The organism is Myxococcus sp. MxC21-1, from assembly GCF_032612255.1.
In the GTDB taxonomy this organism is placed as follows: Bacteria; Myxococcota; Myxococcia; order Myxococcales; family Myxococcaceae; genus Myxococcus; species Myxococcus virescens.
The window spans coordinates 9,074,035-9,087,872 of record NZ_CP123278.1; the positions used below are offsets into that span (position 1 = coordinate 9,074,035).

The 13,838-nt window shown below is 69.5% G+C and carries 13 protein-coding genes and 1 pseudogene; 12 read left to right on the forward strand and 2 right to left on the reverse strand.

Annotation, left to right across the window (positions count from 1 at the left end; translation table 11 throughout):
• Window positions 1-41: 41 nt before the first annotated feature.
• The 5 genes from QEG98_RS41020 to epsA all read left to right on the forward strand — a co-directional run bounded on the left by QEG98_RS41020 (window position 42) and on the right by epsA (window position 4,377).
• Complete coding sequence (locus tag QEG98_RS41020) at window positions 42-701, forward strand: glycosyltransferase (protein ID WP_316565228.1); 660 nt, start codon at window positions 42-44, stop codon at window positions 699-701.
• A gap of 9 nt (window positions 702-710) precedes the next feature.
• On the forward strand, window positions 711-1,268 hold the full coding sequence (gene epsC, locus QEG98_RS41025; protein WP_020478618.1) for a serine O-acetyltransferase EpsC: 558 nt from the start codon (window positions 711-713) through the stop codon (window positions 1,266-1,268).
• An 87-nt stretch (window positions 1,269-1,355) separates the two neighbouring features.
• A complete protein-coding gene (locus QEG98_RS41030; protein ID WP_316565229.1) occupies window positions 1,356-2,048 on the forward strand; it encodes a hypothetical protein in 693 nt (230 codons plus the stop codon).
• The gene (locus tag QEG98_RS41035; protein ID WP_316565230.1) at window positions 2,045-3,565 is read left to right on the forward strand and encodes a glycoside hydrolase family 44 protein; all 1,521 of its coding nucleotides are present in this window, start codon (window positions 2,045-2,047) and stop codon (window positions 3,563-3,565) included. Before QEG98_RS41030 ends, QEG98_RS41035 begins: the two co-directional genes overlap by 4 nt.
• Window positions 3,562-4,377, forward strand: a complete 816-nt coding sequence (gene epsA, locus QEG98_RS41040) for an exopolysaccharide biosynthesis glycosyltransferase EpsA (protein WP_316565231.1) — start codon at window positions 3,562-3,564, stop codon at window positions 4,375-4,377. Before QEG98_RS41035 ends, epsA begins: the two co-directional genes overlap by 4 nt.
• 9 nt (window positions 4,378-4,386) lie before the next feature.
• On the opposite strand, the gene QEG98_RS41045 is transcribed toward epsA, so the two are convergent.
• The gene (locus QEG98_RS41045; protein WP_316565232.1) at window positions 4,387-4,953 is read right to left on the reverse strand and encodes an imm11 family protein; all 567 of its coding nucleotides are present in this window, start codon (window positions 4,951-4,953) and stop codon (window positions 4,387-4,389) included.
• 12 nt (window positions 4,954-4,965) lie between these two features.
• Window positions 4,966-6,312 (reverse strand): annotated as a pseudogene (locus tag QEG98_RS41050) (AHH domain-containing protein).
• A 123-nt stretch (window positions 6,313-6,435) separates the two neighbouring features.
• Between QEG98_RS41050 and QEG98_RS41055 the strand changes: the two are divergent.
• The 7 genes from QEG98_RS41055 (at window position 6,436) to QEG98_RS41085 (ending at window position 13,145) form a co-directional block, all read left to right on the forward strand.
• Window positions 6,436-7,281, forward strand: coding sequence for a DUF1963 domain-containing protein (locus QEG98_RS41055; RefSeq protein WP_316565233.1), 846 nt, complete (start codon window positions 6,436-6,438; stop codon window positions 7,279-7,281).
• A 207-nt stretch (window positions 7,282-7,488) separates the two neighbouring features.
• Complete coding sequence (locus QEG98_RS41060) at window positions 7,489-8,229, forward strand: class I SAM-dependent methyltransferase (protein ID WP_316565234.1); 741 nt, start codon at window positions 7,489-7,491, stop codon at window positions 8,227-8,229.
• Between the two features lie 102 nt (window positions 8,230-8,331).
• Entirely contained in the window at window positions 8,332-8,610 is a 279-nt protein-coding gene (locus QEG98_RS41065; protein ID WP_020480693.1) for a hypothetical protein, read from the forward strand.
• Between the two features lie 25 nt (window positions 8,611-8,635).
• On the forward strand, window positions 8,636-8,962 hold the full coding sequence (locus QEG98_RS41070) for a hypothetical protein (RefSeq protein WP_316565235.1): 327 nt from the start codon (window positions 8,636-8,638) through the stop codon (window positions 8,960-8,962).
• Window positions 8,956-9,054 (forward strand): DUF4326 domain-containing protein, encoded by a 99-nt coding sequence (locus QEG98_RS41075; RefSeq protein ID WP_316565236.1) that lies wholly within the window; start codon window positions 8,956-8,958, stop codon window positions 9,052-9,054. The genes QEG98_RS41070 and QEG98_RS41075 overlap by 7 nt, the downstream gene beginning before the upstream one ends.
• 21 nt (window positions 9,055-9,075) lie before the next feature.
• The gene (locus QEG98_RS41080) at window positions 9,076-10,044 is read left to right on the forward strand and encodes an ornithine cyclodeaminase family protein (protein WP_316565237.1); all 969 of its coding nucleotides are present in this window, start codon (window positions 9,076-9,078) and stop codon (window positions 10,042-10,044) included.
• A 251-nt stretch (window positions 10,045-10,295) separates the two neighbouring features.
• A complete protein-coding gene (locus QEG98_RS41085; protein ID WP_316565238.1) occupies window positions 10,296-13,145 on the forward strand; it encodes an Ig-like domain-containing protein in 2,850 nt (949 codons plus the stop codon).
• Window positions 13,146-13,838 lie beyond the last annotated feature (693 nt).

Sequence of the window (13,838 nt, forward strand, 5' to 3'; positions counted from 1 at the left end):
CTGGAGCGGCACCGGCGCACCATCCGGAGGGCTCGCGCACCGTGGTGCTGGGCCGCATCCGGCCGGACCCGTCCATTGGCGACATGCCGTTGTTCGAGCGCTGGTACGCGTACCTCAACAACCGCATGGCCGAGGAGCTCTCCACGCCCGGCGCCCGCGCCCGCGGCGTCCACCTGTTCACCGGCAACGTGTCCTTCCCCCGCGCGGACTACGCGGGCGTGGGCGGCTTCGACCAGTCATTGGGACAGTCGGAGGACGTGGAGCTGGGCGTGCGGCTGGAGAAGGCCGGCTGCGCCTTCGTCTTCGCGCGTGACGCGTACGTGCTGCACGGCAGTGACCACGTGTCCTTCGAGCGCTGGCTGAAGCGCGCGCACCGCTACGGCATGTTCGACACGCAGGTGGCCCGGAAGCACCCGGACGTGCGTGACGTCAATCCGTGGCGGCTGCTGTTCCAGACCCACCCCCTGACTCGCCCGCTGCTGGCCGCCACCCTGGTGGCGCCGGACGCGTCACGCGTGCTGACGCGCGCGGTGATGCACGCCGCCAACGCCGCGGACAAGCTGGGCCTGGAGAAGGCCGCCTTCGCCGGCACCTCCGTGGTGTACGGGATGGAGTATCTGCGCGGCGCGCGCGGCGAGGCCGGCGGCTGGACGGGCATTGCCCGCGAGGTCGCCCGCTACCTGCAGGGCCGGGGGGAGTAGTCACACACCATGCTGAAGGCCAGGGAATCGATGATTGGCTCGCTCGTCACGGATGCGCTGGAGCTGGCGAAGGCCGCCAATGGCAACTCGGACGCGAAGTCCATCGCCAAGGTGGTGCTGACCAGTGATTCGTACCGCATCACCGCGCTCAACCGCGCCCGCGAGGCCGCGCTGGCCTACCGCATCCCTCTGGTCAACCACGTGCTGCGCGTGGCGCAGACGGCGGTGATGGGGATTGAGATTGGCAAGGACGTCACGCTCGGCAAGGGCGTGTACTTCGTGCACAGCCTGGGCGTCGTCATCGGCGGCGACGCGCGCATCGGCGACCGCGTGCGCTTCTACGGGAACAACACCGTGGGCACCGCGAAGGACAACGGCTATCCCGTCATCGAGGATGACGTCTGGATTGGCGCGGGAGCCCGCATCCTGGGACCGGTGCGCATCGGCGCGCGCTCGCGCATCGGCGCCAACGCGGTGGTGCTCCAGGACGTGCCGCCAGACAGCGTGGCCGTGGGGATTCCCGCCCGCATCTTCCCGCGCAAGGACACGGACGAAGTCGCGCTCTAGCGGGGCCGTGGAGGTCGGTTTGAAGCGTTCGCGAATGAAGTCGCGCGCTGGTGCTGTGGCGACAACGCGCCCATGGAGGACAGAGTGATGCGTTCGCGGACGAAGGCGGGTGCCGCCGTATTGTCGGGTGCGCTGCTGGTTGGTGGCACCGTAACCGTGGCGCGGGCCGTCGGCGCGGAAGCGCCGGGCACGAGCAACGAGGCCACGGCGGCGCCGGGCACGAGCAACACAGCGGGCGCGAACGGCACCGCGGCCACGGCGCCTGCAACCGGCACGGAGAAGACCGCGCCGGTGATGCTGTACGACGGAGGCCTGTCCCCCGATTGGAAGGACCTCGGCTGGGCGCAGCGCGAGCTCCCCAAGGGCGCGCCGGCGCGCATGCGCCTGTTCAACTACGCCGGGTGGATTCTGTACCGGCCCAAGCTGGAGGGCACCTTCGGCGCGCTGTCGTTCCGGTTCAGCGCGCCAGAGTCCTTCGGCGAGTTCCTGGAGGTCCGCCTGGACGCTCCGGGCGCCGCCAGCTTCCCACGCGTCCCCATCATCCCCGAGCTCCAGGTCCGCAAGGACGGTGAGTGGTCGGAGATTGTCATCCCCATGGAGCAGCTCAACCCACGCGGCCAGCCGTTCGACCGCGTGGTGCTGCGCGCGTCCAAGAGCGTGGGCCGTGAATGGGTGCTGTTCGACAAGGTGGCGCTGGTGCCGCTGCCGCCCGAACTGGCCGCCGCGCTGGCCGCGGGGGCGGACGCACCGGCCAGGGCAGTGGCCGCGATGCGCCCATGACCATCGACTGCACCGCGCCGAGCCACCGCATCAGCCCGCTCATCTACGGCATCGCCTTCGACGGGTTGACGGAGAAGCGCGACAAGCACCAGTACGAGATGGGCGCCACCACGCGCCGCTGGGGCGGCAACCCCACGTCCCGCTACAACTGGAAGCTGGGCGGCGCGTGGAACACCGCGAACGACTGGTTCTACCAGAACGTCGACATCGGCCTGAGCTACGACGACTTCCTGGAGTCCAACCGCAAGCACGGCATGACGTCCGCGCTGACGGTGCCCATCCTGGGTTGGGTGGCCAAGGACGCGAAGTCGGTGGGCTTCCCCGTATCGCGCTTCGGCCCGCAGCAGCAGGAGGACAACGGCTCGGGCAACGGGCTCACCCGGGATGGCACGCCGCTGAAGCCCGGCGCACCGACGCTCACCAGCACCGAGGCCCCACCGGAGTTCATCGCCGAGTGGATCCGCGCCATCCGGAAGAAGGACCAGGAGCGGGGCCAGCGCAGCGTCCAGACGTACATCCTGGACAACGAGCCCATGCTCTGGAACTCCACGCACCGCGACGTGCACCCGGAGCCGCTGTCGTATGACGGGCTGCTGGAGCGCACGATTGCCTACGGCACGGTGGTGCGGAAGGAAGACCCGGAGGGCCTCATCGCGGGCCCGGCCGAGTGGGGCTGGACGAACTACCTGTGGTCCGCGGCGGACTTCGCGCCGGGGAAGATGCCGCACTCCGACCGACGCGCGCACGGCAACATGCCGCTGCTGCCCTGGTACCTGCGGCAACTGCGCGAGCACGAGAAGAAGACGGGCGTGCGGCTGCTCGACATCGTGGACCTGCACTTCTATCCACAGACGAACGTCGGCGTCGGCCTGGAGGGCAACACGGACCCGGCCACCAACGCGCGCCGCATCCGCTCCACGCGCGGGCTGTGGGACCCCACGTACAAGGACGAGTCCTGGATTGGCGAGCCCGTGCGCCTCATCCCGCGCATGAAGGAGTGGATCGCCGACCACTACCCGGGCCTGCGCATCTCCATTGGCGAGTACAACTTCGGCGCCTTCCGGCACATGAGCGGCGGACTGGCCCAGGCCGAGGCGCTGGGCCGCTTCGCGCAGGAGAACATCTACTCCGCCTACTTCTGGCAGTACCCCACCGAGGGCTCGCCGGTGTTCTGGGCGTTCCGCGCGTTCCGGAACTTCGACGGCAAGGGGAGCCGCTTCCAGGACTGGTGGGTGCCCGCGAAGGCCGCCGAGGGCACCAGCGTGTTCGCCTCGCGCGACGAGGCGGGCGGGAAGATGGTGGCGGTGGTGCTCAACTTCGACCCGGACCAGGCAGCCCAGGCGCAGATTCAACTCAAGGGCTGCGGGACACTCGACAGCGTGCGCGTGCTGGGCTACTCGGGCGCACCTGGGGGGTTCACCGAGCAGACTCCCGGTGCGAAGGCCGCGGGTTCCCTGACCCAGCGGCTGCCGCCCTATTCCATGACCGTGCTCGACCTGACGGTGAAGAAGCCATGAGCTCCGCCGCGACGCCCGTCCCCCCGCAGACCCCGTTCACCACTGGCCGAGCGCGCCTGAACATCGGCCAGCTCGCCATCGACCAGCTCACCTTCGAGGAGGCGGTGACGGAGATTGGCCGGCTGGTGGACTCGCGCCAGGGCGGCTACGTGTTCACCGCCAACGTGGACCACGTGGTGCTGGCCGAGGACAACTCGCAATTCCGCGAGGCGTACGCACGCGCCACGATTTCAGTGGTGGATGGGATGCCCATCGTCTGGGCCTCGCGCGCCATGGACGTGCCGCTGCCCGAGCGCATCGCCGGTTCGGACCTCATCCTCCCGCTGATGAAGCTGGGGGCAGAGCGCAAGTGGCGCGTGTTCCTGCTGGGCGCGGGCCCCGGCGTGGCGGAGAAGGTGGGCCGCATCGTCAGCGAGCAGTACGGCGTGGAGGTGGTGGGCTGGGATTCGCCCATGGTGCGCCTGGACGGCGGCGACGCGCAGAACGACCCGATTGTCGCGAAGATTCGCGAGAAGGACCCGCACCTGCTCCTGGTGGCGCTGGGCAGCCCGAAGCAGGAGGTGTGGATTTCGCAGGTGGCCTCCAAGCTGGGCCCCACGGTCGCCATTGGCATTGGCGCGGGGTTGGACTTCATCGCCGGAACGGCGAAGCGCGCGCCCGTTTGGATTTCGCGCGCGGGCTTCGAATGGCTGTACCGGCTGGTGAACGAGCCCAAGCGCCTGTGGCGGCGGTACATCCTGAATGACTCCCGCTTCGCTACGATTCTGCTGCGCGAGTTCTGGCAGCGGACGGGCGCGAAGAAGCCTGAGTAGCCGCCCGCGTCACACGGGGGTGAACTTCATCCCCGTGGCGCCGGACTGTTCCAGGGCCTGCTTGAGGTCCTCGGAGACGATGAGGGCCCCCGGCCAACCCCAGGTCCGGAACATCCGAGCACCTCCGGCCTTCGTGGGGTCGATGCGCAGACCCGCGATGGAGAAGTAGGTCCCGAGCTTCTCGGGCATACCGTCCTCCGGTTCCCAGTAGCGGACCTCGGAGGAGCGGGCGTCATCGATGCACCGGATGAGCCGAAGAGCGTTCAGCACGAGGTACTGGTCGGGCTGCGAGGGAATGTCGACCGGCAGGAACTGAACCTCGTCTGGGCTCTGCTCCGTGAGCAGGGATGCTACCCGGACGTGCACGATGGGAATGCTGTACGGCGCATGGGTGAAATCGAGCGGGCCTCCGGGTTCCTCGATGGCGACCTTCAAGCGGCCCTTCAGCGATAGAGGTGTTCCGCTCCTGAGCAGCGCCGGCTGCACCGGGACTCCATCCGGTCCGTCGAGGGTTCCCAACTCCCAGCGACTGGGCAGATACATGTCATCCGTGAGCTGGAAGTACCGCGTCGGCATGATGGAACGCTCCTAGCGCCGCGAGCCCGAAGTCACCAGTGTGTTGAGCCGCGTGCCGGGTGTCGAGACTTCACGCGCCAGGCGGTTCAGGGCCCGGGTCAATGCCTCGCGGCATTGGGCGACGCCACGACAGGTGCTCGTGGCCTCTTCGAGCGTGAAGAGGACCTGCTCATGGTACTCGCGTGGATGTGGTCCGCGGTGCGCTGGGACGGGGACGATGTTCTCAGGGTCCTTCAGCTCCATCCCAGCCCGTCTGAAGATGGCCTTGAATCTCGGCGTCCACGGCCCACCACGCGCAGCGGAGACGTCGTTCTTGTTCGTGGCGATGTGGTGCTTCTGTATGCGGCTCGCACCTCTAGAGCCACTGGCCGCCATCGCCACGGCATGCGGCGCCAGCGCGACGGTGAAGCCATCCGCCGTCATCGCCACCGACTCCACGCTTCCCAGGGCCGCGTAGCGATAGCCCTCCTGCGCCTCGACGGTCAGCGCCGCCTGCGAGGAACCTGGGAGCCTTGGCGCCTTCGCCGCCAGCCCCGCCGTATTCCCGATGGCCGCCGTGGCCAGCATGACGAAGATGCGCGCGGCGTTCTCCCCAAGCACCTCGCCGTAAGCCTCACCCGCCTCGCTGAGCTGCGCGAAGGTCGTGGCCCGGTCCACCTGGCGCACCAGCGCAATCCACCCATCCAGCAAGCGCCACACCGTGTCCACACCGAGGTACGCAATCGCGGTGGCCGTCACGAGGGCGGCAACACCCTTGCTCACCGGCTCCGGCAAGGCCCACAGCAGCAAGTACATGCTGACGGCCGCTGTCACCGTGGCCATCACGGCTTGCGGGTCTGCCATGTCGCGCAGAGCCTCAACCGTCTCGTCCCAGACCGAGTCCATGGCGATGGCCATCGCCAGGGTGTACTTTCCATCGCTGGCCAGCAGAGGGCCTTCATCCAGCAGCCGAAGGCAGTCACCCGGTTGCCGCTTCCGCACGCACCATTGGCCGTAGTCGCGCGTCAGCCCCTCGTCCGCATAGGCCATCAACAGGCGCGGACCGTCCGCGCGCTCCTCCACGGGAATCAGCCGCTAGCTTCGATGCTCGTACGCGTAGACCCCACTCCTGTCCGGTACACCGAAGCGCCGCCGCGCATCGCGCAGTGGATGCAGGGAGGGCCTCACATCCCGGGCCAATGACACCACGGCGGTCTCGAACGCCTCATCGTCCAACTCCACGGAACTGGCGCCTTCCGCATCACGCGGTGCGTACACGATGGGCGCAGCCTCTCCCGTGTCCAGACGCACCACACGCACCGTCGAGCACGCGGGCCCGATGAGCAGCAACAAGAGCATCCAAGACAGCCGCATGGGCATCCCCCGTAGCCTCGATGCCATGCGAGGCGCCCCGTCAAACTAGCGGCGGTGACTGACTCGAATCGGGCAAGCTCCCCCAGGCATCAACAACACGTGCGCCGTCCCCACGGGAGACTCGATGCCATGAAAGCTCCACTCGAACTCCCCGAGAACCTCCGGCGGATGCTCCGCTCCCACGCACCGGGACTCGAGTCCGACATCGAGCGGTTCCTCGAAACGGCACCTTCCCCGTGTCTGTACATCCGCTCGGAGCGCGTCTCTCGCTCGCCCCTCCGGCCCTCCATCCTCCACAGACTGATGGGCCACAGGGCCGCGCAGCCCGTGCTCTCCACGCTCGACAGCAAGTTCGGCGGCATCCCCTACGTCGAAGAGGTGGACCTGACGTGGGATGGCTTCCACTTCCTCGGGCAGCTCAACTTCGCCCAACTGAGTGACGCACCTGCCACCTTGCCAAGTCGAGGCCTCTTCGCCCTCGACCGCAATCTTCGTGCAGCGGACTGCACCGCCAACTCGTTCCGTGTGCGCTGGTATCCGGAACCCACCGAAGCGCGCGCCCGCCCTGTCTCGCCGCCGCGATGCATCGGCCGCTGGGAGACGCGGATGCAGTTCATCCCCGGCTGGTCACTCCCTGGAGGTGCTGAGTGGGAAGCGCCGCTACCTGCTGGGGTCACGCAACTCCACGATGCATGGAACGCGTGGACGCCTTCAGGCTACCTGGAGGATGAGCAGCGCCCTGGCCTCCACCGACTGTCCGGCCACCGAAGCGCGGGGCTCGACGAGCCCTACTCCTTCGTGCCGCCTCCCGGGCGTGACAGTTCCCTTCGTGCGTACGCGCAACTCTTGCGCATCGACTTCGACAACGCCTCGGGATTCCACTGGGGCACGAACCAGGGCTACGTGCTGATTCACCCCGAGGACCTCGCCGCGAACCGGCTGGAGCGCGCGATGGTGACCTGGGCCAATGCCTGAGTGGATTTGGAGGCACGCTCGCACGCCAGGCGAGTTCGACCTGCCAGCCAGGTCCTCCCACCTCCCCCGCTGAACGTGCAATACCTGCCCCCCATGTTCTCATGGAACCGCGTGGCGGGAGCGGTGCCCCCGGCGCTGCTGCGCATCCACTGACGCGAAGCAACAGGCGCTGTTCCTCTGGGTGCTACCCTCACGAACTCCACGGACATGACGGAGCCCTCCTCCAGCCCGCCCGAGCAGGACGACTACGGCATGTCCCTGCCGGCACTGGTCGTCCTGCGCATCAGCATCGTGTTCATCGAGCTGTTCACCCGGCTCGGTGACGTCCTGGTGCTGCTGCGCCGGCCCCGGTTGCTTCCGCCCTACCTGGGCCTGTGGCTGCGCGAGGTGCGCGTCTCGCCCTACCGCTTGAAGCGCTCGTTCGAAACGACGCGAGTCCTCCAGGCGAGCGGGCAGATTTTCAAGGAGCTGATGTACGGCGAGATGCCGGTGCACACGGGGGTGTGGCTCTTCTGGAAGGCGGGGCTGGGCCGTGGCTCGCGGCTGGTGGACCTGGGCGCGGGACGGGGCCGCACGCTGCTGGCCGCGCGTTGGCTGGGCGCGGAGGCCCAGGGCGTGGAGTTGATGCAGCACCACGTGGACCTGGCGCGAAAGTCCGTGGAGAAGGCAGGCGCGCAGTTCCTCGTGGGCGACGCGACCCGCGCGGACCTCCAGGACGCCACGCACGTCTTCACCAACTGGACGGCGCTGACGCCGCGGACGCGGGCCCGGCTGGTGGAGCGCTTCCGCACCTGCCGCCCCGGCACGCGCATCCTCACCGTGACGCGGCCAGTGGAGGCCCCGGGCTTCACCGTCCTCTCCAAACATCGGCTGCTCTTCACCTGGGGCCTGGAGCACGTCTGGATTCACGAGGTCCGCGACAGTGTCGTTGGAGATTCAACCAATTGACGCGGCTTCCTGTGACGCCGGCTCCATGCCTACGCTCCGCGCCACGACGCCGGGCCGACTGGGCTCAAGGCCCTGGGCCCGGGCGTCCAGGAGCTGAATCACATGAAGGCATGGATGACGGTGGTGTCGCTGGCGGTGGTTCCCCTCGCCGTGGGTTGCACGTCGTCGCGCGAGCTGACGCGGGCGCGCGTGGAGGCGAACACGCTGCGCAAGGACGCGGACACGCTGCGCGGGGAGAACGCGACGCTGAAGGAGCGCGTCAGCGAGCTGGAAGGGCAGCTGGCGAAGGTGCAGGAGGAGCGCGACACGCTGAAGGCCGCCGCGGAGAAGCCCCCGGAGCCCGTCGTCGCGCCCGCCGCGGGCAAGAAGCGCAAGAAGTAGCGTCCGCGAGGCCACGCCGATGACCGTGACGCGCACCACGGCGGTCCATGTCCACGACGGCTGCGACGTGTACGTGGGCCGGGCCTTCCGCGCCTATGCGAAGCCGAGCCCGCTCAACCCGGTGCCCGGCCGCTTCGGCAACCCCTTCAAGCCCGGAGGCGTGCGCACTCCAGGCGCCATGCTGCGCACCTACTTCGCGCCGTGGCTGGGGACGCTTCCGGAGGCGGAGCAGGAGCGCATCCGCCAGGAAGCCCTGCGCCGCATGGGGCCGGACGAGGACGCCTTCGACGCGTTCCGCTGGTACCGGCGCTGCGCACCCGGCATGACGCGGACCACCGCGCCGCCGTGCTGACGTTGCGTGGCAAACGCTTGGGCTGCTGGTGCAAGCCCGGCCCCTGCCACGCGGACATCCTGGCGGAGTGGGTGGATGCACAGCCGGCATAGCCAGCGCTATGTAGCGCCGCCATGCCCACCCTCATCCTCAGCGCGAAGGACCTCCGCAGTCTGTACACCGTCGAGCTCGGCCTCGCCGCCGTCGAGCGGGCCTTCCGTGCCCACGGCCTCGGCGAGTCGCTGATGCCGCCCAAGGTGTACCTGTCCCTGCCCGCCTACGATGGCGACTTCCGCGCCATGCCCGCGTTCCTCGACGGCGCCGCGGGCGTGAAGTGGGTCAACGCCCATCCGCGCAACCCGGAGAAGCACGGCCTGCCCACCGTCCGCGCCCTCTACATCCTCAGCGACCCGGACACCGCCTCCCCGCTGGCCATCCTCGACGGCACCCTGCTCACCGCCTGGCGCACCGGCGCCGCGGGCGGCGTGGCCTCCAAGTTCCTCGCGAGGAAGCAGCCGCGCACCCTGGGCCTCGTCGGCTGCGGCGTGCAGGCCCGCGTGCTCATCGATTCGCACCGCGCCGTCTTCGGCGACAGCCTGGAGCTGCTGCTCGCCGACACCTCCGAGGCCGCCGCCAAGGCGCTCCAGGCCGAGAAGGGCGGCCGCGTCGTCAGCACCCAGGAGGCCTGCGGCGCCGACATCGTCTGCACCGCCACCCCCGCCCGCGTCCCCGTGGTGAAGCGCGAGTGGTTCCAGCCCAGCGCCCACATCAACGCCATGGGCGCTGACGCTCCCGGCAAGCAGGAGCTGGATGCGCGCCTGCTCACCGAAGGCCGCGTCTTCATCGACGACACCGAGCAGGCCCTCCACTCCGGCGAGGTCAACGTGCCGCTGCATGATGGCCGCCTCCGCCCCGAGCAAATCGCTGGAACTCTGGGTGAAGTCGTCTCCGGCAAGAAGCCCGGCCGCACCGGCGATGCCGAAATCACCGTTTTCGACTCCACCGGCCTCGCGCTCCAGGACGTGGCCCTCGCTCGCGCCCTCTACGACGCCGCTCTGACGCGAGGGCTCGGACAGCCCTTCGACATCGTCGGAAACGGATGACCCAGTGGGTCAGCCCTACCCCTTACATCTTGTAACCCATTCAAAACCCGCAGGACTGGACAGTTCCAGTAACCCAGGAGTATTCCCCTAATCGCGCAGTCCGGGGGGATGCTCTCAAAGCCGCAACAGCCACTCTGGGTGAAGCGCGGAGAGAGCGCTCGCCCAGCGCTGCCCTCGTGCGTCTGGAGCGCTCCTCCCGGAGGTCGCGCGGGGTGCCAATCCCGGCACCCGCCTCTCTTCGGAGACCTCAGATGGCTCACGTCCCCCGGCGTCCCTCCTGGCGCCACCTCCCCGCGCTCTTGCTGCGGCTGGTGGCGCTCGTCCCGCTCGTCGTCGCCCTTCCCTCAGCCGCGCAGACACAGACGAACACCCAGTCCACGCAGCGGGCCATCAACTTCCTCAGCGCGGACGTGGTGCACTGGACGCAGGAGAACAACTGCGTGGCCTGCCACCGCCAGGGCGCGGTGGTGTACGGCCTGTCGAGCGCGCGCGCCAACGGCTACGACATGGACGCCGTCGTCAGCAACGGGCGCACCAACCTGGCCAACCTGGAGCTGCTGGCCCAGCGCATCCGCAATGACCAGCTCGCCAACGGCTCGTGGATTCACGAGGGCACCGCGTTCCGCTACGAGAAGACGTCCTTCTCCGTCTTCGGCCTGGCGGGCTACGACGAGAACGTCTCCACCCAGTACAGCAACGCGCTGGTGAACGCGGCCAACTGGGCGCTGACCACGCAGGAGCCCAGCGGCCGGTGGCCGAGCGACCACGCGCACTTCCCCGTGGACCACGGCAGCGTGTCCACCACCGCGCGCATCATGACGGGCATGGCCCAGGCGAAGCAGCGCGTAGACCCCGCGCGCGCCGCCACGTACCAGGCCGCGCTGGACCGCGCCGCCGCGTACCTGCGCGCCAACCTCAACAACAACGACACCAGCGCGCCCGGCAACGGCATGCCCTACACCTTCCAGGTGGCCTGGACGGTGCTGGGCCTCAAGGCCGCGGGCCCCGGCCTCAACGACGTCAACACCGGCGCCATCAACACCCTGGCCGAGCGGCTCATCACCCGCACGTCCCCCGGCAACGCGGGCTGGGGCAACCTGCCCAACGAGGCGGCCAACGACTTCGCCACCGGCAGCGCCATCTACGCGCTGTGCCTCGCGGGCCGCGAGCCCGCCACCGACCCGCGCCTGCGCAACGCGATTGAGTGGATGAAGACGCGGCAGTCCGCCGACGGCAGCTGGCGCACCGGTTCGGCCACCTTCGACATCCCCACCACCTTCGCGGCCCTGGGCCTGTCGTGCTTCGGTGACTTCAGCGTGCGCGTCTCCGTCGTCGGCGCGGAGCGGCAGGAGCTCCTGGTGGACAACCCGTCGCCGCAGCAGGCCACGTTCACCTTCACCGTGAAGAACCACGGCTATCAGGCGGACACGTACACGCTGAGCACCCAGGGCGGCCTGCCCGGGTGGACCGCGTCCGTGAGCCCCGTCACCCTCTTCCTGCCCGCGGGCGGCGAAGGCACCGTCACCGTCACCGTCCATGCGCCACCCCGGCTGTTGCCCGCGCTCACCTCCGCGGTGACGCTCATCGCTTCGTCCGGCGGCGCGCCCGGCGTCACCGGCTCCGCGCGCGTGGCGGCGTACACCCCGCCCCTGCCGCCCGTGACGGGCCTGCCCACCGTCACCACCATCGTGACGCCCGCGGCCAACGCGCGCGTCACCATTGGCAACGGCACCCTGCTGTCGGCGCGCGTGACGAACGGGGGCGCCATCGTCCCGGGCCCGGCCCATGGCGTCGTCACCTTCTACGTCGCGGGCGTGCCCGTGGGCGCGGACGTGGACGCGGATGGCGACGGCATCTACGCCTTCAACTGGGTGCCCGCGGTGGACAGCTGGACCATCACCGGCGCGCAGGACTACCGCGCGGTGTACTCCGGCGTGGAGCGGCAGGCCCCGCTGGCCAACCTGCTGGGCAGCACGGCGTCGAGCACCCTCAACATCGACCCGTTCCCCCACCTGACGCCCATGGTCACCATTGGCAACCCGCCGGCCTTCACGCGGGAGACGGCCCTGGACATCTGGGGCTACGCCACGCCGCGCGCGCCGGGCGCCGTCATCACCTACGCCGCGTTCATCATCAACGGCGGCGCGCCCATCGTCCTCACGCCGGGCAACGGCGGCCTCATCCACACCTCCATCACCCTGGAGGAAGGCCCCAACATCATCCAGATGACCGCGCGTGACAGCTTCGGCGGCGTCACCACCAAGCAGGTCAACCTCACGGTGGACCGGGTGGCCCCCATCCTCACCATCCTGTCGCCCGCGGAGAACGCCGCGGTGAACACGCCGGTGGTGACGGTGCGCTCGTCCGTGCAGGACCAGACGCCCGTGCGCGTGGAGACGCAGTGGGTGAACAGCTCGCTCCTGGAGTTCGGCAACGGCACCGTGGAGCACCCGGTGAACGTCAGCTACGGCAGCCAGGTCATCCTGGTGCGCGCCACCGACAGCGCCGGCAACGTCACCGAGAAGCTGCTGTACCTGTGGGTGGACGCGGGCACGCCCGTGGTGAGCACCCACTTCGCGGACGGCCAGCTCCAAGGCCCGCTGCCCAACGGCACCTTCCAGTACGCCATCAACGTGCAGACGGTCTCCGCCACCACGGTGCGCGTCAACGGCGGCCCCGCCCACAACCTGCCTCGCGGCGGCGGTCAGATTCAGACGTCGGTGACGCTGGCCCCGGGCGTCAACACGCTGGGCATCTCCGTCATCAGCGAGACGGGCATGACGGCCAACCTCGTGCGCCGGGTGAACTACGACGTGCAGGCCCCCACGGCCACGCTGCTCAGCCCCACCGCGGGCAGCACCGTCAGCGGCACCCTCACCGTGCGCGCGCGCGTCACCGACAACTTCGGCCCGGTGACGAACGTGGGCTTCAGCCGCGACATGTCCGGCATCCGCGTAGGCACCCAGCAGTCGGATGGGACGTGGACGGCGCAGTTCGACACGCGGGAGATGGTAAACGGCTCGCACACCATCGACCTGTGGATGAACGACGGCGTGGGCAACTTCGCCGTGCAGAGCTTCAACATCGTCGTCAGCAACTGACGCGGTGAGCGCAGGGCCCACCCTGACATCATGGGTGGGCTCCGGCGACGTGGAGCGCCGCGGCCGACACATGCGAGGCCGCGGCGGCCCGCCAGCCCCTGCGATGCACGTGGCCTGGGCGCTCCACGCGGTACGCGGCGCACCAACGGCCCGGTGCACGGACGCCCCGCCCCCGGCAGCAGCCCTCGAGCAGACACCTGTCACCTGTTTCAGTTTCAGGAGGGTAAGCGGGGCGCCAACGAAGAGCGGCCTGCCCGCCCCTCCCCATCGGGCATGAGGCCCCGGACGCAAGCCGTTCCCAGGTCGGCGCGAGGCAGCGCGGGGCTCCATCCCACGGCCGGGCGACGGCCAGCCCAGGGCCCCGGCCCCTCCCGCCCGGAATCAGGGCCTAACTTGGAGCCGCGTGGGTGCCCGACACGCAGCCAATGGCCTTCCCGGCATGGACGGCGCCCACGGGCGAGGCGGATTCGTCCGGGCGCTGATGGGGAGCCTCACCGGCCCGGAGCAGCGCTTCTGGCTGCTCGTCGTCACGGTGGGGCTCATCGCGGGGTTGGGCGCGGTGGCGCTGCTCAAGGTGCTGCGCTTCACCCAGCAGCTCTTCTGGCGCAGCACGGGCGAGGACTTCCTGGCCGGCGTCGCGGCGGCCCCCACGTGGCGCCGGGTGCTCATCCCGATTCTCGGCGGCGCGCTGGT